This is a genomic window from Oleidesulfovibrio vietnamensis (assembly GCF_055388115.1).
Genome location: NZ_AP042419.1, coordinates 802,594 through 825,702 on the forward strand (window position 1 = coordinate 802,594; position 23,109 = coordinate 825,702).

The following is a 23,109-nucleotide window of genomic DNA, read 5'->3' on the forward strand; positions in this document are numbered from 1 at the left end:
GCGGCCATGCGCCCGCAGGCAGGCTCCGTGCCACTCCCTGCTCTGTTGGCATGGCTTCTGCTGGTGACAAAAAAACAAGCACGCAAAGACACAGCATTCTCACATAAGCCGACAGCAAAATTTTTTTAGAAACAGGAGATAGCCATGCTTGATATTTCCGGAGCAAACGGAACGACTGCCCCGACCGCATCTGCCAAGGGGTATGGCATAAACTGGGACACCGCCGAAACCCGCGTAAAGGAACTGAAGGATTATCTGATGGCGGCGCCGCAGATAATGGACCCCGAGCGTCTGCAGTTTCTGAACGAGGTGTACGAGGAGTTTCAGGGCGAATCTGTATACTATATCCGCGCCAAGCTGTTTGAGCGCGTGCTGACCAAAAAGAAAATCTTCCTCGACGGTAACCCCATTGTGGGCACACTTACCGGCGTCCGTGCCGGTGTGTATGCCTATCCCGAATGGAACGTTTCCTGGATCAAGGAAGAAATGCAGATGGCCAAGATGGCCTCTCTGGGCGAGATGAAAATTCCCGCCGAGACGCAGGAACTGCTGGAAAAGACATATAAGCTGTGGAAGGGCCGTACCTGCATCGATCTGAACAACAAAATGTTCAAGGAAAAGTACGGGATCAATCCCAAACCCTACGCCAAGGCGGGCATGTATTATGAAAACGTGTCCGTAGCCAGCGGTTCGGGCATTGCCGACTACCCCATGGTGCTTAACAAAGGGTTGCGCTGGCTTATCAATGACGTGCGCGAGCGTTTTGAAAAATGCCCCACCACGCTTGAAAACAAAGAAAAGCACGACCTGTATCGTGCCATGATAGTGGCTCTTGAGGCGGTCATCACCCATGCGCACCGCTACGCCGAACTGGCAGAGAAAACCGCTGCCGGCGAGCCCGACCCCAAGACAAAGACTGAGCTGCTGGAAATTGCGGAAATCTGCAGGCGCGTGCCTGAGTTCCCCGCACGGAATTTCCGCGAGGCCATCCAGTCTTTCTGGTTCACGCACCTTGCCATCGAAATAGAACAGATGGCCTGCGCCTGCTCGCCGGGACGTTACGGCCAGTACATGTATCCTTTCTTTAAAAAAGACATTGAAGAAGGCAACCTGACCCGTGAGCAGGTGCTTACGCTGCTTAAGTTCCAGTGGATCAAGCATCTTGAACTGGGCGAATATCAGGGTAATTCCTACGCGCTTACGCTTTCCGGTCATACCGGGCAGAGCATTACCATAGGCGGCGTGGACGCCAACGGCAACGACGCAAGCACCGAGCTGGAAGAGCTGCTGCTGGAAACCCAGATTCAGATGAAAAGTATCCAGCCCACGCTGACCCTGCTGTATCATCCCAAGCTTAAAGATTCGTACATGCAGAAAGTTGTGGAATGCATCCGCGGCGGTTCCGGACAACCTCAGATTCTGAACAACAATGCCGTGGTGCAGCGTACTCTGGCCCGTTTTGCCCAGTACAAGGACGGCATTACGCTGGAAGATGCCCGTAACTGCGGCAACTACGGCTGCGTGTCCACCGGCGTGTGCGGCAAGGGCAGCTTTATCACACAGGAAGACCAGCCCTGCCTTGCCAAGGTTGTTGAACTGATGCTGAACAACGGCACCTGCCCCGTGACCAGAAAGAAAGTGGGCGTGGAAACCGGCGACCCCTGCTCGTTCGCAACGTTCGACGAAATGTACGACGCGGTGAAAAAACAGCTCGATAACCTGTTCAGCATTTCACGCAAGCATTCCGACCTCAGTCAGATGGCCCGTCTGCAGGTTGTGCCCAGCATCTTCCGGTCGGCCATGTACGACGGCTGCATTGAAAAGGGCATGTGCGAAGAAGCCGGCGGTACCCGCTATCCGCAGGTGAACCCCATCATGACGGCCGGTATTGATGCGGCCAACTCGCTGCTGGCCATCAAGCATCTGGTGTTCGACACCCGCAAGCTGACCATGGAGCAGTTGCTGGAAGCCATCAGGGCTAACTTTGAAGGGTACGAAGACATCCGCAAGATGTGCTACGAAGCTCCCAAGCACGGCAATGATTACGAAGAAACACAGGAGTTTGTGCAGCAGTTCTACCGTGACGTGGACGCCATTCACCATGCGCAGGGGCCGGACTGCTTCGGCTACCGCACCCCGCTGGATGCATACTCGCTGTCATACCACAACTACTTCGGCGCGCTTATGGGGGCACTGCCCAACGGGCGCAAGGCCGGTGTGGCGCTGACAGACGGCAGTGTTTCGGCCATGCCCGGCACCGACCACGAAGGCATTACCGCGCTTATCAAGTCCGGGGCGGAAGCCATTGATACCGTGCGTTACGGGGCAAACCACTTCAACGTGAAGTTCTCGCCTTCCGTGCTGGAAGGCCCGCAGGGAGCGCGTACGCTGATCTCGCTGATCAAGACATACTGCGACTTCGGCGGCTCTCATATCCAGTTCAACTGCGTAAGCTCCGAAACCCTTAAGGCCGCACAGGAAACACCTCAGGATTATTCTGATCTGGTTGTGCGTGTGGCCGGTTTCAGCGCCTACTTCACCCGTCTGGACAGGGGCGTGCAGAACGAAATCATCAAGCGAACCGAATACCGGTCCTGACGCCTGCCGGTCTGAAACAGGCGGACGATATGTGGAAGGGGCCTGCCCTTGCAGGCCCCTTTTTTTACAACTCCGATGCGGCTGCGGCGTGCTTTGCCCGGCTTTGCAAACAGTGGCGGAAACTACCATGACTCAAGGAATGATCTACAATATCCAGCGGATGTCCGTGCATGACGGCCCCGGGCTGCGCACCACGGTTTTTCTGAAAGGCTGTCCCCTGCGTTGCCTGTGGTGCAGTAACCCCGAATCGCAGAAAACCGCACCGCAGATGCTGTATTTTGACGAGCTGTGCACGGGGTGCGGGGCCTGTGCCGCTGTGTGTCCTGCCGGAGCGGTCAGCATGTCCGGCGGCAGATCTGTCCGCGATCTTGAGCAGTGTACGCACTGCGGCGCGTGTGCCGCCGTGTGTTCTGCCAATGCGCGGGAAATGACGGGCAGGCTTATGACCGTGGCCGAGGTCATGGACATCGTCCGTAAGGATGAGCTGTTTTATTTCAACTCCGGCGGGGGCGTGACCTTCGGCGGCGGAGAACCGACAGCGGGCGGTGCTTTTTTTCTGGAGCTGCTGGAAGCCGCAAAGAATGCCGGCTACCACGTCACTGTGGATACCTGCGGGTACTGTCCCGAAGAGCGGTTTGACCGCACCATTGAACTGGCCGACCTGCTGTTGTTTGACTGCAAACACATGGACCCGCAGGAGCACAGAACGCTGACCGGCGTAGATAATGCGGTCATTTTGCGCAACATGCGCGCCGCACTCGGTTCCGGCACCGAGGTGCGCATCAGAATGCCGCTGATGCCGGGGCTTAATGATTCCGAGGACAATATAGCCGCCATGGCAGCCTTTTTTGCGGAATCCGGTCGCAAAACCATTGAAGTGATGCCGTGCCATGCCTTCGGCAAAAGTAAATATGCGGCATTGGGCAAGCCTGTTCCCGCTGTTGCGCAGTACACGCCGCAGCAGCTGGACGCCGTGTTGCAGCGCTTTGCCCGGCACGGGCTTGAGACCGTCATGGTCTGACATCAGACAATCAAGAGGATGACAATATGTTTGAACTGACAGTGCCTGAAGAAATGCTGGAAAAACTCCGCGGCATGCTGGAGGACGAAGATGAAGACAGCTGCGTGCGGCTGCGCGAGTATCAGGTTGGCGGTGGCTGACACGCCAAGATAGTGCTCGGTCTGGGCATTGACGAGGCAGATGAAGACGAAGACACGCGCGTTGAGATCGGCGGCGTTCCGTTTATTGCTGAAAACGATTTTCTTACCAAATACGGCAGAAAGTTTTCTCTCGGGTTCGGTGAAAACAAAGAGGTGGTGCTTACGCCTCTTGCCGGAGAACCCCTTCAGCTGTAAGTGTCAGAATGCAATGACTGCGCCCCCTGCCGTTTCCGGCGGGGGGCGTTTTTTTGTTGTGTCCGCAAAATGTTGCCGCCGCCGGATGATGCGGTGCCCGGATGCAGAAGACGCTGTGCCGCTTTTTTGCCAGGCGGTACTGCATGTCTGTGCTGTATGGAGTGTGTTCATGTGCAACAATATGCACTGCAATGTGCATAATGGATATGCACATTGCAGGGTGTGGTGCTGCAGTATGCACTTTGCAATCGGGAAATAATTGTCTTGAATCTTTTGTGTTGACAAATTTTATGGTTCGTATTTTTGCTTTCTTCTGTCCTGCATCATGGTATGCATAAATATATAAAAAGGTATATTTTTGGAGAAGGTATGGAACACTTTGGTTTTCCTGTTGAGGTAATCATAGTATTTTTTGGTGTCATAGCTCTTTCTGTGTATTTTGATCTTGTGTCACACAGAAATGTCAGAGAAATATCCATAGGGAATGCATCGAAGTGGTGTGCTTTCTGGATTATCATAGCACTGTTATTCTATGTATATCTCTGGGTGCGCTTTGACAGGCACTGGGCGGACATGTATCTGGCGGGCTATCTGCTGGAAAAAAGTCTTTCCGTGGATAATCTTGTGGTCTTTATTGCCATCTTTTCCAGTTTCGGCATCAGTTCACACCTGCAGCACCGGATTCTGTACTGGGGTATCATGGGAGCGCTGGCTTTCAGAGCGGTGTTTGTGGTTATCGGTACCGGACTTTTTTATGCTGCACCGTGGGTGGGCTTTCTTTTTGCCGCCTTTGTGGCGTGGAGCGGTGTCCAGATGCTGCGGGACAAAAGCTCCGGTATGGAGATAGAAGACTACACCCACCACTGGAGCGTGAACTGGATAGGACGGATGATGCCGGTCTACACCCGCCTGCACGGCGAGCGTTTTTTTGTGAAGGACAGCGAAATACCCGCAGCGCAGAGTGCAGGAGCCATAACCCGCAAGGGGCTTTGGTACGCCACTCCGGCTTTTCTGTGTCTGGTGGCGGTGGAAGCTTCCGACCTCGCCTTTGCTTTCGATTCAGTACCTGCGGTCATATCGGTTACCGAAGAACCGCTTCTGGTTTACGCGGCCATGATTTTTGCCATACTCGGGTTGCGCACGCTGTATTTTGTCATCGCGGCGCTTACCGAGTATCTGGTGCATCTGAAAAAAGCAGTTGTTGCCCTGCTGTTTTTCATTGCGGTAAAAATGACTGTCCAGTCGTGGAATCATGCCGTGGGTGATACGGGCATTCATATTTCGCCGCAGGTCAGCGTGCTTATTGTCATTGGCACTCTGGCAGCCGGAGTGCTTGCGTCGCTGCTTTTACCGCGTCGTCGGTAGCATGCTGACGGCGCATGCCGACGGCGGGGCTGCGCTCTGCCGTCCATGCAGAAGCGGCCCGCACCATATGTATGGTGCGGGCCGCTCCGTTATGGGACTGTTCCCGGTCTCCGTTATGTTCCGGCCTGCTGCCATGCCCCGCCGTCGGGCGGGGAGGGCGGAGGCGCCTGAAGGGGTGAACATGACCGCCGCCGCTCCGGGACTGCCTGTGCAGTGCTGCGGGGATGCAGACAGTCCGGCGCAGGAGAGACGCTGCCGGCAGCCGCCGGGGTGTTCCGGACGGCCCGCAACGAGAGGCAGACCGTCCGGAGGGTTCCGGAGGGGAACAGGTATGCCGCGTTACTGCGGTTGTTCCATGGCCGACTGTGCCAGTCTGGAAACCTGTTCGGCCTTGCGTTGCTTGCGCGCTTTGGCGCTGTGCAGCAGGTCCACAAGTTCTTCCATGTGTGCCGGCTTGGTCAGAAAGTAAAAGGCGCCCAGTTCCTGACCCTGTATGCCGTTTTCGGGGGTCGGGTTGCCGGTGTACAGAATGGTCTGCACCAGCGGGTATTGCTTTCTGATGACGGCCAGCGTTTCCAGACCGTTCATGCCGGGCATGGAGATATCCAGCACCACCACATCGGTGTCGGGGCGGGCGGCCAGTGCCTTCAGGCATGCTTCGCCCGACGTAACCATAGTCACGTCCATGCCGCGCTTTTTCAGGCGCTTGGTCATCACTTCCGCCAGCTTTTCCTGATCATCCACAACAATGGCATGTACCGTATCCTGCATCATCATGGCTCGGTCCTCCTACTGCAGGGGCGTAAAGGGGAAGAACATGGGAATCATGACAGTGGCCAGCACGATGACCAGCAGGGTCATGGGCAGCCCCACGCGCATGAAGTCCGAAAACTTGTAGCCGCCGGGGGCGTATACCAGCAGGTTGGTCTGATAGCCGATGGGCGTCAGATAACATGCCGATGCACCCAGAGCGATGCCTATAAGAAACGCGCGGGGGTCGACTCCCAGCTCCATACCTATGGAAACGGCAACGGGTGTAAGCAGCGCCGCAGCCGAGTTGTTGGAAAGAAAGTTGGTGATAAGCGCGGTCAGTGTGACCACGGCCAGAAGGATGAACCGCGCCGATACGCCTTCAAAGGGGGTAAGGAAGGCGTGGGCGTAAACATCTGCGGCACCTGTCTGCGAAAGGGCCTTGCCCAGCGATATGGTGGCGATGATGAGCAGCAGCACTTCACCGTCCAGCGAACGGAAGCTTTCCTTCAGGTTGACGCAGCGTGTGAGAATCATAAGGAAAGCCGCGATGGTGGCCGCGGGCAGAATGCCCATGATGCCCACAGAGGCAACCACAACCATGGCAAGGAACAGGCCCAGCGCCAGAGGAGCCTTGTTGGAGTAGTGAATCTTCTGGCCGGCTTCTTCCATGATGATGAAATCGCCGTCCGATGCCAGCGAGTCCATGGCTGCGCGGGTGCCCTGTACCAGCAGGGTGTCACCGGCTGCCAGTCGCAGCTGGCTGGTCTTCTGCCATGCGTAGTGCCCTTCCTTGTGGCGTACGCCGATAACTGTGATGTTTTCGTCGCGCCCGGGGGCGGTGTTCCAAAGCCTGCGGCCGCGTACCCGTGATGCGGGCGGTACGATAAGTTCCGCTATGGGGCGCGCGTCGCTGGGACCGGAAAGGAACAGGTCGCCGCCGTGGCGCAGCACGATGATGCGGCTGGCAAGCAGCGATGTCAGAGTATCCAGCGGGCTGCTGACCACAAGCAGGTCGCCCGCGTATATAATCTGATCCTCCCTGCCGGGCAGATACAGCATTTCACCCTGCCTGCTCTGTTCCACAACACTGCCCGAACTGCCCAGTACAGAGGAGGCTTCGCTTATTTTCACCCCCGCCAGCGGGCTGCCTTCGGGCACCACCACTTCGGAAAGGTACAGGTTTTCCTGCTGTTCGCCGCTGGAGATGAATGTCGACTTGCGTTCCGGCAGCAGCCGCGGAGCCACAAATATAAGGAACAGCCCGCCGATGATGGCCAGCGGCACACCTACCACGGACAGTTCGAACATGCCCAGCGGGGCCTGCTTGTTCAGCACCATCATGTCGGAAAGAATGATGTTGGTGGAAGTACCGATAAGCGTACACGTGCCGCCCAGAATGGACGCGAAGGACAGCGGGATCATGAACTTGGAGGGTACGAGGCGGAAGCGTTCGCACAGCATGAGGATGATGGAGATGAACAGAATGACCACGGGGGTGTTGTTTAGGAATGCGGACAGCGTGATGACCGTGGTGACCATGAATATCATCAGCCGCAGCGGTTTGCCGCCTGTAAGCCGCGCGGCCAGATTGACCACGAATGACAGTGCCCCGGAGCGTATGAGCCCCCGGCTGACAATGAACAGCATGGCCACCGCCAGAGGACCGCGGCTGCCGAACGAACCGAAAATATTGCTGAAGGACAGGATGCCGCCTACCAGCGCCTCGGCAAGACACAGACCGACGATGATGCCCAGAGCGGTGAGCGGCAGGGGCCATTTTTCCGTGACGAGCAAGTACAGAGCCAGAATCAGAATTGCCGTGACGGCGAGCACCTGCGGGGACATGAAGGTTGCTTCCATGTGAAACTCCTCATTGATACCTTGGTCAGTTTTTTTGCATGCGGGTTATTATGGAGACGATTTCGTCGGCATCGCACGGTTTGGGCAGGTACTGGCAGGCGCCGTTGGCCAGACAGTGCGCCACTGTTTCCTGATCGGCATGGCCGGAAATCATGATGACCGGCACGTCGGGCACCATGCGGCTGAGCACGTTCAGAATTTCAAGCCCGCTGATGCCGGACATTTTCAGGTCGAGCAGCACGGCACTGAACTCGTTGTTCAGCAGCATGCGCAGGGCTGTGTCGCCGTCCAGCGCATGGGTGACCCGGATATTGCGACGGCGCAGCCTGCGGGCCAGTACGTCGCCGAAGGCGGGTTCATCGTCCACCAGCAGAACATGGGGACTGTCATTGGCTGTCATGTGCGGCTCCTGCATTTTCATATCCTGTTGCATTGTCTTTTTTTCCGCGGTGCCGTCGGCACCGCACGGTTTCAGGCTGTGTCGGGGATTGCTCTTCGGGGTGTATGCGGGCATTGCCTTTGCTCCGTGCGGTGCCTCCGGCTTCATGATGCGCGTGACGGGCTGGTGCGCATCATGGCGGGCAGTAGGGTGTATGGAGGATATATTGCGTTGCGGGGTTAGTCGCCTCTGCGCAGCACTATGTCGCCTGCCTTCAGCGCCGCCAGTTCCTCGCAGTAGGTATCTCGTCTGCGTTTGGCTTCGTGCAGCTTTTCGATAAGCTCTTCGGTGGAACAGGGCTTTGAAAGATAGTCGAAGGCGCCCTGCTTCATCCCCTGTACGGCCATGGCCGTTGTGGAGTTGCCGCTGAGCATGATGACCTCCACCAGAGGAAACTCCTTGCGGATGATTTCCTGCACCTTCAGCCCGTCCGGCCCGGGCATCACCACGTCCAGCACCACTGCGTCCACCGAAGGGTTCTTCCGCAGAAAATCCAGGGCTTCCGGTCCGTTGTGCACAGTGTGTACGGTCATGTTCTTGCGGGTCAGCCGCCGTGCGAGGGCTTCCACAAAGGCCACTTCGTCATCAACCAGTAAAACGTTCATGAGATACTCCTGTCTGCGTTGCCTGTTGGTTCTGCCGAGCATGGGGTGACGGGCAGCTCGACGGTGAAGGTGGTTCCCTTATGCAGTTCGCTCTGGACCCGGATATCTCCGCCTGCACGGGTCACAAGGCCGTGGCAGATGGAAAGACCGAGACCGTTGCCCTTTCCCACCGACTTGGTGGTGAAGAACGGGTCGAATATCTTGTTCAGCAGGGTGTCGGGTATGCCCTGGCCTGTGTCGCTTACGGTGATGACAGCCGTGTTTCCCTGCAGGCGCGAGGTGACGGTCAGGGTGCCGTCGCGGCGGTCTTCCATGGCGTCCAGCGCGTTGTTCACCAGATTGATGAACACCTGCTGCAGTTCTGAAGGGCTGGCGGAGAGCATGGGCAGGGCGGGGTCCAGCCGCATGCGCGTGGTCACGTTGATGTAGCGGGCGCGCTGTTCGGCAAAGCCCACTATTTCCTGCAGCAGCATGTTTACATCGACACAGGCTTCATGGCCGGTACTGCGGCGCGCAAACGAAAGCAGCTTGTGGGTGATGTCTCTGCATCGCAGGGTCTGGGTATTTATCTGCGTGACACTGCGGCGGATTTCGCCTTCCAGTGCTTCCGGATTATCAAAACCGTCATCCAGCACGTCTTCAATCCAGCCGCTTTCTTCGCGGATGATGGCCAGCGGGTTGTTGATTTCGTGCGCCACTCCCGCCGCCAGTTCGCCCAGCGCGCCCAGCCTGTTGGCTTCAATGACCTGTGTGTTCAGCGAATCCTTTTCTGCGGCCAGCCGTCTGGTCTGGCGGGTCACATAGTGCACAAACATGGCTGCCCCGCCGATGAGCAGCAGCGCCAGCAGTATCAGCTTGTCGAGCAGCTGCTTTTTGGGAGCGGCAAAGGGCTGTTGTATGGCGGCATTGGGGGTGCGCGACACAAGCAGCCAGCGGCCTTCATTCAGGTCGGCAAACACATACAGGTCGCCGTTTTGCTCGTAGGTGGTGACTGCACTGCCCGATGCGGCATGCATGGCAAAAAGCTTGTCGGCCATGGCGCTGACGGGGCGGCCCTGTTCCTGACTTGCGTTCAGGCCGCTTTGCGGCACGCCCGCGCGGTTGATGACGGCCACGTCGCCTTCGGTGAACTGCGCGGCGGAGCGGACCAGATCGGCCATCAGCTGCATGCGCAGAGTGGCGCTGATAAGCCACGGTTCCTTGGCGCTGCCCAGCCGCAGCGTGACAACCAGCTTGGGGGATCCGTCCGGCATGGCAACCACGTCGCCCACATAGGACGGCTTAGCTATGGCCCGCTGGAACCAGCGGGCTTCAAATACATTGCTGCCCAGCAGGCCCTCATGTCCGGCGTATGCGGTCACTTCTCCCTGCGGAGAGATAAGACTCAGATCCTCAAAGGCATTTTCGTACTGTCCGTTAAGCCGCCATAGCAGCCACTCCAGATGACCGTGCGAACGCAGTTCGTCCACGGTGCGCGACTTGCCCAGAAAGGCGAGGTTGGCCCTGCGTTCGCGCAGAAAGCTGTCGATCTGTATGGAGTGCTGCCGGACAATACTGGAAAGGTACTGGCTGGAGCGTCTGGCGTAGGCCGCTTCCAGACCGTGGGATACCAGCGTGTAGGTCAGCGCCAGCGTCAGAGAGACGAACAGCAGCACAAAGGCCGAAACCCAGATAGCCAGTTTGTGTCCCATTGCGTTGGTTTTCTGCATGGCAGTGTCCACTTGTTTTTCAGCGTTGTTGTGACCGTGAATGCAGCTGCTTGTGCACGGGGTGTGCCTGTGGCCTGATGTGTTTTTCTAATATGCTGATTATTAAGAATATAAAAAATATTGAGTCGGAATGCGGCAGGTGCTATGGCTTGATGTGTCTTCTTATATTCTGCGACGTATGTCCTGAAAGGCCTGCTGGCGGCGAGGTTGTCCATGTTTCTGGAAAAAAAGCCTATCTCTCAGATTCTTCTGTTATTCACTGCACCTCTGCTGCTTTTGCTGGTGGGGTTGCAGGGCGGCGTTGCGTTGTATTTTTCGTTCGATGCGCTGCAGATGGCTCTGGGACGGGCAGTACAGACGCGCACCATGGCCGTTTCGTACGAGATAAGCAGCTATCTGCAGAAAGTACGGTATAATGCCCTGCTGCTGGCTGACTTTGCCGCAACTGATGAAGGGCTGGGCGGCTATCTGAACAGAGTGGGCGGACTGGTGGAAAGCAACGCCGTGGAAGTGGTTGTGGTGCTGGCCGACGGTCGCCGGGCGCACTATGTGCGCAGTGGCGAGCATGCTTCCGGTGTCTGGCGTGATTCTGGCGAGATAGGCGGACGTCCGGACGGATACGATTTTTTATCGAGAGATATTAAAGGATTAAGGGTTGGCGAGGTTGCAGTTTCCCGTGTGGTTCCTGCGCGGGTACTTGTGCAGGGCCCTTTTGAAAGCGAGCTGACCAGCATGCCCGTTATCCGTTTTTCCACACCGGTGAAAGGGCCTGACGGCGGGGTGGGCGGTGCTCTTTCGCTGCTGGTGGCTGCCGATCATCTGGGTACGATTCTCACATACCTGCAGTCCGACGATTCGCCGCTGCAGTCTTTTCAGCGGCGGCCCGCAAGGAGGTTCAGCTATTTTGCCGACCCCCGCGGATGGATTTTGTACGAATCTGCCAGCGAACAGAACAAAACCTGCCAGCCGGTGCAGTCCCGTCAGGATGTGCGCGGCACGCTGGGACTGCCGGGCATGGCCGGTGCGTTTCTGCCGTCCGACGAATACCGCAGCTTCTGGAGCGGTATCGCCGGAGCCAGAAAAAAAGAACCCTCACTTACCCAGCACTGGGAGCACGGGGACGGGCTGTTTTTTCCCACCATCATGATGGAGGCGGGGGCACCTGTTCTGTACCGCATCAGCGACGATGCCCCGCCGCAGGTGTGGGGGGTGGCCTTCAGTGTTGACCGCAGTCTGCTGCCGCATGTGCTGGGCAGCAGGCAGGCGGCCATTCTGTGTGCCGTGGGCGTGGCGGTGCTGGCTGTAAGCGCGCTGGTGCTGTATTTTGTCGGGCGCTTTTGCGGTGCCCCCCTGCTGCGTCTTGCCCGCAGGGTGGAATCTGCCGCTCTGCAGCCGTCGCCCGAGCCGGTGGAAGAGGTTTTCAGGGGCTACGAGGTGCAGACATTGCAACGGGCCGTCAATGCCATGATACGGACCATGGGGTTGCAGGCTGCCGAGATAGAGGAAAAAACACGCAAGCTCACACACTATGCCAATCTGCAACAGGTCGACTTTGCAGAGGAACTCAGTCCGGCACAGGAGTTTGAACATTCCGCGCTGGGGGTGCTTAAAGGCTCCAGCGAGTCCATCCGGCGGCTCAAGGCCGACATAGGCAGGGCCGCACAGGTGGATGCCGATATTCTGATTGAAGGCGAAACCGGAACCGGCAAACAGCTGACAGCCGAAGCCGTGCATAAAGCCAGCAGGCGCTGCAACGGCCCGCTGGTACCCATAAATTGCGGCGCACTGGATGAAAATCTGCTGCTGGACGCGCTGTTCGGTCATCGCAAGGGTGCTTATTCGGGGGCGGAGACAGACAGAGACGGGGCGTTTGTGCATGCCCACGGCGGCACATTGTTTCTGGACGAAATCCAGTCAGCTTCCTCCAAGGTGCAGCAGGCGCTGCTGCGGGCCATCGCCAGCCGCCGGATACGGCCTTTGGGAGCCGATGCGGAGTATGCGGTGGATGTGCGGGTTATCTGCGCCACCAACGTTGACCTGCAGGAGGAGATAGCCGCCGGCAGGTTCCGGCAGGACCTTTACTACCGTATCAAGGTGCTTTCGCTGCGCACTCCCCCGCTGCGTGAGCATCTGGAAAGCATTCCGGCACTGACGGCGTTTTTTCTGGACCGTGCGCGTGAAGTGCTGGGGCTGCCGCATCTGGCACTGACCAAAGGAGCCATGCAGACGCTGATGCAGTACTCATGGCCCGGCAATGTGCGTGAGCTGGAAAACTGCATTCTGCAGGCCGCCGTCAACGCGCGCGAGGGGCTGATATATTCTGCGGATATCCCTGTGGGCAGAGCTGGAGAGCCGGCCGCCGGGGCATCGCAGTGGCGGCCTTTTGCCGCCGGGCAGGGCCACGGGGCCGATGGTGAGCGCCGCGATGCCGGAAGAGATTCCGTTCCCGCGGGGGGGCAGGGCGATGAGCCGTATTCCGCCGCAGGACAGGCAATGCCGGAAGCGCCGCCTGCCCGCGGTCCTGTGCGGGGCGGGCAGGTAGCGCCGGCAGGTGTGAAAGATGCAGGGCTGCAGGGGCTCAATGAGCGTCAGATAAAGGCTCTGGAGCATCTGCGGACGCACCGGAGCATGACACGGCGTGAATACATGGCCTTGTTCACATATGATATTTCTGACCGCACGGCAGGCAGAGACCTGCAGGGGCTGTTCGAACGGGGGCTGGTGACCAGAAGCGGAGCCGGACCGGCCACTGCGTACCGGCTGGCTGTGTAGCGGGTCAGTCCAGTGTTTTGCTGTATCTTTTGAGTGCCAGCACCACGGCAGCCAGCCAGAAGACGAGTATGGGCCACAGCGAAGGCCATGAAGCCTCGAATCCGTTGCCTTTAAGCAGTATGCCGCGCACGATGCGCAAAAAATGGGTGAGCGGCAGAACTGAACCGATGGCCTGTGCCCATTCCGGCATGCCGCGGAACGGAAACATGAAGCCCGACAGCAGCAGTGAGGGCAGGAAGAAAAAGATGGAGAGCTGCACCGCCTGAAGCTGGTTGCGGGCAAAAGTGGAGAAGGTGACACCCATGCTCAGGTTTGCGCCGATGAACGGCAGGGCCAGCGCAAACACCAGCCAGATGTCGCCTGCTATGGGCACTGCAAACACATATCGGGCGGCTGCGATGATAAGTGTCATCTGCACGTAGCCCACAAGAATGTACGGCAGTATTTTTCCGATAATGACTTCGGGCGGACTGACCGGCGTTGAAAGCAGGTATTCCATGGTGCCCCGTTCCCGTTCGCGGGTGATGGCCACGGCGGTGATGACCACCAGAGTAAGGGTAAGAATAACCCCCATGAGTCCGGGGACGATGTTGTACTGGGTGACGGCTTCCGGGTTGTAGTCGGCATGAATGCGGATGGTCACAGGCAGTTCCTGCCGGGGAATGCCGGTCGGCCCCTGCAGGTCGCGTTGCAGCGCTCTGCGGACAATTTCGGCAAAGGCCCCTGTTCCGCCGCCAGAAGCCATGGGATCAGTGGCATCCGCCTCCAGCAGCAGAACGGGTTTTTCGCCGCGCAGCAGACGGCGTGAAAAGTCTTCGGGAATGGTCAGGGCAAACTGCACCTGACCGGAATCGAGCAGGTGACGTAATTCCTGACGTGATGCGGCATGCCGGGTGATGCGGAAGTAGGTGCTGGTCTGCATGGCGCTGACAACCGACCGGGCAAACGGCGAATTGTCTGCGGCCAGTACGGCCGTGGGCAGATTGCGCGGGTCGGAGTTTATGGCAAAGCCGAACAGCACCAGCTGCAGCAGCGGAATGCCCAGCATCATGCCCAGTGTCATGCGGTCGCGCCGCATCTGGATGAATTCTTTGGCGACAATGGCAAAAAAACGCCGCAATGACAGACCGTTCATGCGCCGGACCCTCCGTACGGCGGTATATGTCTGCCGTTTTTTCCGCGGTCCGGCTTTTCCGTGCCGGTGTGCCGGACGTCGGGGCTGTGTGACTGCATGAGGCTGATGAACACCTCTTCCAGCCCTGTTTCCACAGGACGGCATGCGGCCCCTTCTGATTCCAGAAGCATCATTGTTTCACGCAGCAGTCCGGCGTTTTTGCCGCTTACATGCAGGGCATTGCCGAAGGCCGCCACCTGTTCGACGCCGGGCCTGCCCCGCAGCGCCCGTGCGGCGTGGTGCGGTTCCTGTGCGGTGACCCGCCATGTGTTCAGTCCTGATGCCGCTATAAGCTCTTCGCCCGTGCCCTGCGCCAGCAGGTTGCCGTATGCGATGTATGCCAGTCTGTTACAGCGCTCGGCTTCATCCATGTAGTGGGTGCTTATCAGCGAAGTGATGCCTTCTTCCGCCAGCATGTGCACCTGATCCCAGAAGTCTCTGCGGGCACCGGGGTCCACCCCCGCAGTGGGTTCGTCCAGCAGCAGCAGACGGGGACTGTGCAGGGTGCCGGCGGCCAGTGCCACACGCTGTTTCCATCCGCCGGAAAGCTGCCCCGCAAGCTGTCCGGCAAACCGGCGCAGTCCCATGCGGTCCAGACTGGACTCCACTGCGCGTACAGGGTCGGCAACCTGATACATACGGGCGGCGAAGGTCAGATTTTCGGTAACTGTCAGGTCTTCGTACAGGCTGAACCGCTGCGTCATATATCCCACCAGCGGCTTGATGCGGTGAGCTTCGCGCAGCACATCAAACCCGAGACAAGTGCCGCTGCCGCTGTCGGGACGCAGCAGCCCGCACAGCATGCGGATAAAAGTGGTTTTGCCGGAGCCGTTGGGGCCGAGAAACCCGAAAATTTCACCGCGCCGCACCTGCAGGTCAAGCTGATTGACCACCGTGCGGCGGCCGAAGGATTTGGTGATGCCCCGAACGTCAATGACCAGCGGGGGGGCGGTTGTTGCGCCTGCGGGTGCCGTCTGTTGCGGGGCGGATGCCGTGCTGTCCTGTAATGGTGGTGTCTGCATGGGCTATTCCTGTCCGGAAGCGGAGCCCTGAGACTGCGCGGGTCCGGTACGCAGCGAGGGAATCAGAACATCCACAGGCTGACCGGGATGCAGTGCGGCAGGATGGTCCTGCACGGCGGGCAGATGCTGCGGCGTGCGGTCCGGTGTTGCGGCGGCGGGCGCGGCACAGGCCGAAGCTTCCATCATGAATACCAGTTTGGCCCGCTGCCTGCTGGAATAGATGACCGGTGGCGTGTATTCGGCATTGTCTGCAATGTAGCTGACGCACATGGTGACCGGTGCTCCGCCGCCGTCCACATGCACCACGGCCTTGTCGCCCGTGCGGATGCGGCCGGCCAGCGGCTGCGGGACAAAAAAGCGCACCTTGATATTTTGCGGCGGCAGCAGCGTGACCACCGGTGTGCCCGCGGGTACCCATTCACCGGTGCGGTACAGTGTGTCGTGCACCACAGCGGCAGCCGGTGCGCGCTGGATTTTTTCGTCCAGCTGCCAGCGCACCTGCTGCAGACGGGCCTGTGCCGCCTGCGCCTGCGCCTGCGCTGCGCGTATGGCGTCTTCACGTCCTCCCATGCGGGCTGTGGCCAGTTCGGCCCGTATCTGGCGCACCTTTGCGGCTGTCTCATCCAGCTGCGTGCGGGCACGGTCCAGTTCTTCGCGCGAAATGGTGCCTTCCTTGAACAGTGCATCGCGGCGGGTAAGCACATCACCGGCCAGTTCGCGGGCGGCATCGGCCTGACGCAGACGGGCCTCAATGGCCCTCAGTTCGCTGGGGCGCTGGCCTTTTTTCAGGTCTTCAAGTTTTTCCAGAGCGTTGCGCACGTTATGTTCAGCCTCGCGCACGGCCGGTCCTTCCTGTCCTTCTTCCAGCGCAAACAGCACGTCACCGGCAAGCACATGGTCGCCGCGGCGTACGGGCAGGCGTTCCAACCTGCCTCCGGCACCGGCGCCCACATATACATATTCGCCTTCCACATACCCCTGAAAGACCCCTGCCGGTTCTTCCCGTTGCGGCATGAAAAGAAAAACCGCCGTAACGGTGACCAGGACCGGTATGATGGTGGCGGGGGAGAGTCTGAAAGGCATGGTCGGCTCCTGACGTTGCTGTATGTATATTGTACACATAGCAGCAATCGGGGAACAAGGGCAACGGAAGTATGCCGACAGCCGGTGCGCGCAGGCGGCAGAAGATAATGGCAGTGTCTCCACCGTCAGGGCATGCTCGGGGGGTGCCGCCGGTGTTATTGCTTTGCTGCAGAAAGTGCGGGCTGCGCATGCGGGCTATGGTGCGGCAGAATTATGCGGCAGCAGCCGCTGCAGCGCATGCGCTCTTTACATGCGCTGCGTGAAAGAGTAGCGAAAGCCCCCTGCGTCACACTCAACTTTTTTTGCATCAGTACGGAGGGCCGCTGATGAGCCGCAATACCGAACTGCACCTTACGGTAGGTGTGGATGAGCCTGTTTCCCCCCTGAAAGCGTTTGCACTGGGCCTGCAGCATGTGCTTGCCATGGATGTGTATATCGCTCCTTTTGTCATGGCCGGGCTGCTTTCGCTTTCCGTGCCGGAAACCGCAACTTTCATTCAGATGACCTTTGTGGCTGCGGGGCTGGCCACACTTATCCAGGCGGGGTTCGGCATCCGCCTGCCTGTCATGCAGGGACCTTCCTATGTACCCATCGGGGCGCTGGCCGCCATAGGCAATTCTCTGGGGCTGGGCGCCATGTTCGGTTCTCTGCTGCCGGGGGCGCTTGTCATGACGTTGCTCGGCAAACCGCTGCGTGTGTTCAGCAGGATTGTGCGTTTTTTCATTCCGCCGCTTGTGGGGGGCACTGTCATTGTCATTGTGGGCATTGCGCTTATGCCTGTGGCACTCAAGGGGTGCTACGGATATTTCGGCGATCCTGCGCATAATGCCGTCGTGGCGCTGGTGTCCGCTGCGGTGCTGGTGGTGCTCACTGTTGCCGGTTCGCGTCCCGGCAGATTTAATCAGGTGGTGCGCATGGGGTCTGTTGTTTTCAGCATGGCAGCAGGAACCCTTACCGCCGCCGCCTTCGGCATGGTGAATTTTGACAGCGTGGCCGCCGCCCCGTGGCTGGCGCTGCCTGTTATCTTTCCCTACGGTACTCCGCATATCGACGTCTCCGCCGCGCTGACGCTGGTGTTCATATACCTTGTGGTGCTGGTGGAAACCACGGGAACGTGGTTTGCCGTGGAGGCGGTGACAGGTTCGCGTCTGGATGATGAACGGATAAACGGCGGAACCTTCGGCGAAGGTGTGGGCTGTTTTCTGGGTGCCATGCTGGGCGGCACGCCTGTGACAGGCTATTCCACCAATGCGGGCATCATTGCCATTACCGGCGTTGCCAGCCGCTGGGCCATCATGGCGGGCGGAGGAATTCTGCTGGTGCTGGGCATGGTGCCCAAGCTGATGAACGTCATTGCCAGTATTCCCGGACCGGTCATCAGCGGTGTTTTTGCCGTCATCTGCGTGGTCATTGCCATGAACGGTTTCCGCGTGGTGCGTACCGTCACGCTTTCCGAACGTAACATGCTGGTTATGGGGCTGCCCATTCTGCTTACGCTGGCCGCTGTTTTCATGCCTGCCGAACTGCGTGACCGTCTGCCCGCGCTGGTCCGTTATCTTGTGGAATCCGGCATCGCCGTGGGCGCGGTTTCCGCTGTCGTTCTCAATCTCATCCTGCCTAAGGACGCAGAATAATCAAGGAAACGTCATGGGTACCATTCTTCTCCGCAATGCGACTATTCTTTCCATGGATTCGGAACGCCGTGTTTTTGAAAACGGCGATGTGCTGGTCAGAGACGACCGTATAGCCGCTGTGGGGGCAGTTGACCCCGCAGAGGCGGATCAGGCGGACGAGGTGGTGGACCTGACAGGGCGCATGGTGCTGCCCGGTCTGGTTAACACGCATGTGCACACATCGCAGCAGCTTGAGCGAGGTCTTGCGGATGACGTGGATCTGCTTACCTGGCTGCACGACCGTACATGGCCCTTTGAAAGTGCACTTACAGAGGAAGACCAGTACCTTTCGACCCTTGCCTGCGGTTGCGAACTTATCCGCTCGGGCGTGACCACGTTTGCAGAGGCGGGCGGGCAGCATATGGACGCCACCGGCCGCGCTGTGGAAAATCTGGGGCTGCGCGCCCGTCTGTGCATTTCAAGCATGGACTGCGGCGAAGGGCTGCCTGAAGGGTGGGTGCGCCCCATACAGGAGGTGCTGGCAGAGCAGAAGGGATTGTATGACCGCTGGCACGGCAAGGCCGGCGGCCGTATCGGAGTATGGTTCGGCCTGCGTACCATTTTCAACTGCTCCGATGAACTGATTGTGGCCACCAAGGATATGGCAGACACCCTGCAGACCGGTGTGCATATGCATGTGGCCGAAATTCAGGAAGAAGTCCGTTTTGCCCGGCAGACCCGCGGTGCCTCGACAGTGGAACATCTGGGTGCGCTGGGCGCGCTGGGACCCGATCTGCTGGCCGTGCATCATGTATGGCTTACCGCAAAAGAAGTGGACCTGCTGGCGCTGCATGATGTGAAAACATCGCACAACGCCGCTGCCGCCATGCGGTATCTGGGCTTTGCTCCGGTGCCGGAAATGCTGCGCAAGGGCGTGGCCGTTTCCATAGGCACGGACGGGGCACCCAGCAACAACCATATGGACATGATGAGTGAAATGTACCTTGTTTCGCTGATTCATAAAGGACGGCACCTTGACCCGTGTGCCGTAACGGCGGACAAGGTGCTTGAAATGGCCACCGTCATGGGGGCCCGCTGTATGCTGATGGATGATTCCGTAGGCTCGCTGAGCGAAGGCATGAAGGCCGACCTGATGGTGGTGAATCCGCGCGACTTCGGGTCATTGCCGGTGCACGACCCTGTGTCGGCGCTGGTGGGCGCCATGTATTCCGCCAATGTGGAATCGTCCATGTGTGACGGCCGCTGGCTGATGCGTGACAGAAAGGTGCTGACCGTGGATATGGAAGGGCTGCTGGACGAAATACAGTCCAGAGCCGATGCCGTGCGCAGACGGGCCGGCATTGAGCTGCCGCCCCGTTTTCCCGTGGTCAGAGTGCGGTAGTTTTTTGCACGGAATAAACCGGCCGGTGCATGCACCGGCCGGTTTTTTTTATTCAGTTTGCGCAGCGTGTTGCCGGAGTCAGCTTTTGGACAGCATGTCCAGCTGAGAAGCCAGTTCCGAAAGGCTGTGGACGGAGTTTGAGGATTCGCCCATGCGTTCGGCCACTTCGTTGGCAATATGATTCACTTCATCCATGGCGCTGCGTATCTGTTCGCTTGCCGCCGACTGTTCCTCGGCGGCAGTGGCAATGGCGTCCACCTGCGATGAGGAAAGGTTGACCAGCTCCACTATTTTGTTCAGAGCGGCACCTGACTGTTCCGCAAGCTGCGAGGCATTGCCCACCATTTCCGTGGTGGTGTCCACATTTCTGATGGATTCCTGTGCACCGTCCTGAATGGCGCTGATGGCGTCGCCCACTTCGTGGGTAGCGCTCATGGTTTTTTCGGCCAGTTTGCGCACCTCGTCCGCCACCACGGCAAACCCGCGTCCGGCGTCACCCGCGCGGGCTGCTTCAATGGCTGCATTGAGTGCCAGCAGGTTTGTCTGGTCCGCTATGTCGCGTATGACAGTCATTACCTGTCCTATGCCTTCCGCCCGCGAGCCGAGGTTCTGCATTACTTCCTTAAGTGCCGCCGTCTGTTGCTGCACGCGCAGTATGGCATTGACAGATTCACCCACTATTCTGGCTCCTTCCAGTGCCTGATCGCGGGTATCGGCTGTCTGCTGCGCGGCGGCGGAAGCGTTTCTGGCCACCTCCATCACCGTGGCGTTCATCTGCTCCATGGCTGTTGCGGTTTCGGTTACGCGCTGCTGCTGGGTCAGTATGCCGGAATTGATCTGCTCGAATTCACCGGAAAGCTGGTGCGTGGTGTCCGTAACCTGTGAAGCCGCTTCGCGCGTGGCCTCATTCACTTTGCTGATGCGTGCGAGCTGTTCTTCGATGGCGTTTTGCGAATGCACAAGGTCGGTCACGTTGGAGGCCACTTCCACATAGCCCATCTTGCGTCCCTGCGCGTCACGCAGCACATCGGCAGAAGGCTTGACGTACAGCGTCTGACCGTCGCGGTCTATGGACATGATGTCGGCCTTTACCGGCCCGTTGACTTTCTTGGCCATCTCAATGGGACACCGTTCCGTCTGGCAGACTTCGGTGCTGAACTGGTCATGGCAGTTGCAGTCTTTCAGCTTGTTCGTGTCCAGTCCCAGAAAGTCCTGCGTGGCTTTGTTGGCCATGATGATGTTGTATTCTTCATCCACGGCGAAAATGGGATCAGGTACCGTATTGAGCACGTCCACATAGCGCTGCATGTCGGTCATCATCAGTCCCAGCTTGTTCATCAGGGTGTTGAACCAGCGGGCAAGGTCGCCTATTTCGTCTTTCTGGCTGTCGTGCAGCCGGTCGTCAAAATTGGCCCTGTCTTCTGCAATGTCTTTTATTTTATCAACCATAAGGCTGACAGGGCGGATGATGAACCGGCGCAGCAGTATGAACGAAGCCACTGCGGGAAGAACCAGAATGACAGCCAGTGCGGCGGCCAGCATGTTGGAGGAGTATGCCTTTATGGCGACGAATTCGGAAAGATCGAGAGCGCATACCAGCACGCCAACCTGTTCGCCGCGGTAGTCGCGCACAGGGTGCGTGGCCAGAGCCTGTGTGCCGTGGCGTCTGACGGCAAGTCCTGTTTTGCCCTCTTCGAGCAGCTGCGTGTCAACATCTTCCAGCAGTGCGGCGTTGTCGTGCCCGCTTACCAGCACAAAGCTGTCTCCGGTCAGCGGATACTTCTGCGGATCGTTGAGAGAACGGGCCACGGAAAGCTGGTCTTTGTTCATGAACAGAGAAAGGCTGGTGCCATGGCCGGAACTTGCTTCAAGAATGGGGTCGAAGGGCACCAGTGTTTCAACGGATCCCAGCGCTTTGCCGTCGGGCCCTTTGACCGGAGCCACCCCGCGCACCACAAAGCCGCCGCGTCCCAGCTCAATGCCCTGTACGGGGTTGCCGGTGCGGTTCACATCCAGCACGGTGTTGCGGAAGCTGCTGATATCGTCGGAAACATCAGTCCAGACTCCGTTGCGCTGCACTTGTTTTTTACGCCACAGGCGTACCAGACTGCGGCCGTTGGGCAGGTGGTAGTGCAGCTGCATTTTGCGGCCTGTGCTGTTTTCGTACCCTGCCAGTGCGGGTGCCATGGATTTGCGCAGCATGTCGCGGGCAGCCTGCCCCTGCGGCGAATTTTCGTCGTTTATGTTGCCGCTGTGGGCCAGCTGAAAGGCTGCTATGACTTCCGGCTGGCGGCTGAAGGCCGCTGCCAGAGCCAGCGCCGATGTTCCGGCCGTGTCGATGCCTGAATCAACGGCGTGAAAGACATCCGTCACCATGGAGGAGACGAATTTTTCCTGCATGCGCTCAAACGAAGAACTGATGACGGTGTAACTGGCGACACCGAGGGCCAGCACGATAACTATCTGGGGGAGGGACAACTTCCAGCCGAGCTTCATATGAAATCCTTGCAGATGGTTGAGCCTGTAAAAGGCAATATGAAGGTATCTGGGCGGCCCGCCGGCGCCACATGGGATCTTTGCACTTTTCTGCCATGTAAAGACTAATGAAACCTGACTGCACTTTTGATTATTTTCTGCCCCGAAATCAAAAGTGAATTTCTAACGGTCTCATTGGTCGAAAAGGTACAGGAATTCTCCATAGCCCTCCTTGTCAAGTGCGTCTGCCGGTATGAACCTGAGCGCTGCAGAGTTGATGCAGTAGCGCAGGCCCGTGGGAGGCGGTCCGTCGCTGAAAACATGCCCCAGATGCGAATCGGCCAGTCTGCCGCGTACTTCCGTACGGGTGAAGAACAGGCCGCGGTCTTCTTTTTCCACAATGTGTCCGGCTGCAAGCGGCTGGTAAAAGCTGGGCCACCCTGTACCGGAATCGTACTTGTGGGTCGAACTGAACAAAGGTTCTCCGGAAACTATATCCACGTAAATTCCGGGTTGTTTGTTATCCCAGTATTCGTTTTTAAACGGCGGTTCTGTTTCGTCATGCTGCGTTACTGCAAACTGCAGAGGACTCAGCTTTGCCTTCAGTTCTTCTTTGTCCGGCAGGGTGCTGCCGTGCCATGTTTTTCCGCTGACGGCCGGTGTGTGCTGCGGTGTATGTGCACCTGACTGCGCCGCGGAACCGGTAACGAATGACAAATAACTGAACACAGCGGCAAAACCAAGTAAAAGTATATAGTTTGGTTTCATTTTGTTTCTCCTGCTGTTGTATTGTGCAATGGAGGCTGCTGATTCTGTGCCGCCGGACGCATATGCTGACTGTGCAACAGTACTTTTGCAGTATGTTATACAGCTAGGAACAAGC

At 58.4% G+C, this 23,109-nt stretch carries 17 protein-coding genes; 7 read left to right on the forward strand and 10 right to left on the reverse strand.

All coding sequences use genetic code 11. The annotated features are described in order from the left end of the window. Positions 1-144 precede the first annotated feature (144 nt). The 4 genes from ACZ5D1_RS03370 to ACZ5D1_RS03385 all read left to right on the forward strand — a co-directional run bounded on the left by ACZ5D1_RS03370 (position 145) and on the right by ACZ5D1_RS03385 (position 5,319). Entirely contained in the window at positions 145-2,598 is a 2,454-nt protein-coding gene (locus ACZ5D1_RS03370; protein ID WP_464555916.1) for a glycyl radical protein, read from the forward strand. A gap of 127 nt (positions 2,599-2,725) precedes the next feature. Then, positions 2,726-3,619, forward strand: a complete 894-nt coding sequence (locus tag ACZ5D1_RS03375) for a glycyl-radical enzyme activating protein (RefSeq protein WP_464555917.1) — start codon at positions 2,726-2,728, stop codon at positions 3,617-3,619. A gap of 152 nt (positions 3,620-3,771) precedes the next feature. Further along, positions 3,772-3,954: a hypothetical protein gene (locus tag ACZ5D1_RS03380; protein ID WP_464555918.1), complete on the forward strand. Its 183-nt coding sequence runs from the start codon at positions 3,772-3,774 to the stop codon at positions 3,952-3,954. 369 nt (positions 3,955-4,323) lie between these two features. After that, positions 4,324-5,319: a TerC/Alx family metal homeostasis membrane protein gene (locus tag ACZ5D1_RS03385; RefSeq protein ID WP_011366775.1), complete on the forward strand. Its 996-nt coding sequence runs from the start codon at positions 4,324-4,326 to the stop codon at positions 5,317-5,319. 339 nt (positions 5,320-5,658) lie between these two features. On the opposite strand, the gene ACZ5D1_RS03390 is transcribed toward ACZ5D1_RS03385, so the two are convergent. The 5 genes from ACZ5D1_RS03390 to ACZ5D1_RS03410 all read right to left on the reverse strand — a co-directional run bounded on the left by ACZ5D1_RS03390 (position 5,659) and on the right by ACZ5D1_RS03410 (position 10,685). Beyond that, positions 5,659-6,096, reverse strand: a complete 438-nt coding sequence (locus ACZ5D1_RS03390) for a response regulator (RefSeq protein ID WP_011366776.1) — start codon at positions 6,094-6,096, stop codon at positions 5,659-5,661. A gap of 12 nt (positions 6,097-6,108) precedes the next feature. Next, a complete protein-coding gene (locus ACZ5D1_RS03395) occupies positions 6,109-7,932 on the reverse strand; it encodes an SLC13 family permease (protein ID WP_273192263.1) in 1,824 nt (607 codons plus the stop codon). Between the two features lie 25 nt (positions 7,933-7,957). Continuing rightward, positions 7,958-8,332 (reverse strand): response regulator, encoded by a 375-nt coding sequence (locus ACZ5D1_RS03400; RefSeq protein ID WP_011366778.1) that lies wholly within the window; start codon positions 8,330-8,332, stop codon positions 7,958-7,960. A 218-nt stretch (positions 8,333-8,550) separates the two neighbouring features. After that, the gene (locus tag ACZ5D1_RS03405) at positions 8,551-8,976 is read right to left on the reverse strand and encodes a response regulator (RefSeq protein ID WP_011366779.1); all 426 of its coding nucleotides are present in this window, start codon (positions 8,974-8,976) and stop codon (positions 8,551-8,553) included. Continuing rightward, the gene (locus ACZ5D1_RS03410) at positions 8,973-10,685 is read right to left on the reverse strand and encodes a sensor histidine kinase (RefSeq protein WP_155891349.1); all 1,713 of its coding nucleotides are present in this window, start codon (positions 10,683-10,685) and stop codon (positions 8,973-8,975) included. The genes ACZ5D1_RS03405 and ACZ5D1_RS03410 overlap by 4 nt, the downstream gene beginning before the upstream one ends. Positions 10,686-10,898: 213 nt before the next feature. On the opposite strand from ACZ5D1_RS03410, the gene ACZ5D1_RS03415 reads away from it, so the two are divergent. Continuing rightward, positions 10,899-13,457: a sigma 54-interacting transcriptional regulator gene (locus ACZ5D1_RS03415; RefSeq protein ID WP_464555920.1), complete on the forward strand. Its 2,559-nt coding sequence runs from the start codon at positions 10,899-10,901 to the stop codon at positions 13,455-13,457. A gap of 4 nt (positions 13,458-13,461) precedes the next feature. On the opposite strand, the gene ACZ5D1_RS03420 is transcribed toward ACZ5D1_RS03415, so the two are convergent. The 3 genes from ACZ5D1_RS03420 to ACZ5D1_RS03430 are packed head-to-tail and all read right to left on the reverse strand — an operon-like array spanning position 13,462 to position 16,736. Beyond that, entirely contained in the window at positions 13,462-14,592 is a 1,131-nt protein-coding gene (locus ACZ5D1_RS03420; protein WP_011366782.1) for an ABC transporter permease, read from the reverse strand. After that, positions 14,589-15,653, reverse strand: coding sequence for an ABC transporter ATP-binding protein (locus tag ACZ5D1_RS03425; RefSeq protein WP_464555922.1), 1,065 nt, complete (start codon positions 15,651-15,653; stop codon positions 14,589-14,591). The genes ACZ5D1_RS03420 and ACZ5D1_RS03425 overlap by 4 nt, the downstream gene beginning before the upstream one ends. A 3-nt stretch (positions 15,654-15,656) precedes the next feature. Beyond that, a complete protein-coding gene (locus ACZ5D1_RS03430) occupies positions 15,657-16,736 on the reverse strand; it encodes an HlyD family secretion protein (protein WP_051363889.1) in 1,080 nt (359 codons plus the stop codon). A 326-nt stretch (positions 16,737-17,062) separates the two neighbouring features. On the opposite strand from ACZ5D1_RS03430, the gene ACZ5D1_RS03435 reads away from it, so the two are divergent. Next, the gene (locus ACZ5D1_RS03435) at positions 17,063-18,370 is read left to right on the forward strand and encodes a nucleobase:cation symporter-2 family protein (protein WP_011366785.1); all 1,308 of its coding nucleotides are present in this window, start codon (positions 17,063-17,065) and stop codon (positions 18,368-18,370) included. A gap of 13 nt (positions 18,371-18,383) precedes the next feature. Beyond that, complete coding sequence (locus ACZ5D1_RS03440) at positions 18,384-19,751, forward strand: amidohydrolase (protein ID WP_464555925.1); 1,368 nt, start codon at positions 18,384-18,386, stop codon at positions 19,749-19,751. Positions 19,752-19,829: 78 nt separating this feature from the next. Here the strand turns inward: ACZ5D1_RS03440 and ACZ5D1_RS03445 are convergent, their stop codons facing one another. After that, positions 19,830-22,247 (reverse strand): methyl-accepting chemotaxis protein, encoded by a 2,418-nt coding sequence (locus ACZ5D1_RS03445; protein ID WP_464555926.1) that lies wholly within the window; start codon positions 22,245-22,247, stop codon positions 19,830-19,832. A 171-nt stretch (positions 22,248-22,418) separates the two neighbouring features. Then, a complete protein-coding gene (gene msrB, locus ACZ5D1_RS03450; protein WP_464555927.1) occupies positions 22,419-22,994 on the reverse strand; it encodes a peptide-methionine (R)-S-oxide reductase MsrB in 576 nt (191 codons plus the stop codon). Between the last annotated feature and the right edge of the window lie 115 nt (positions 22,995-23,109).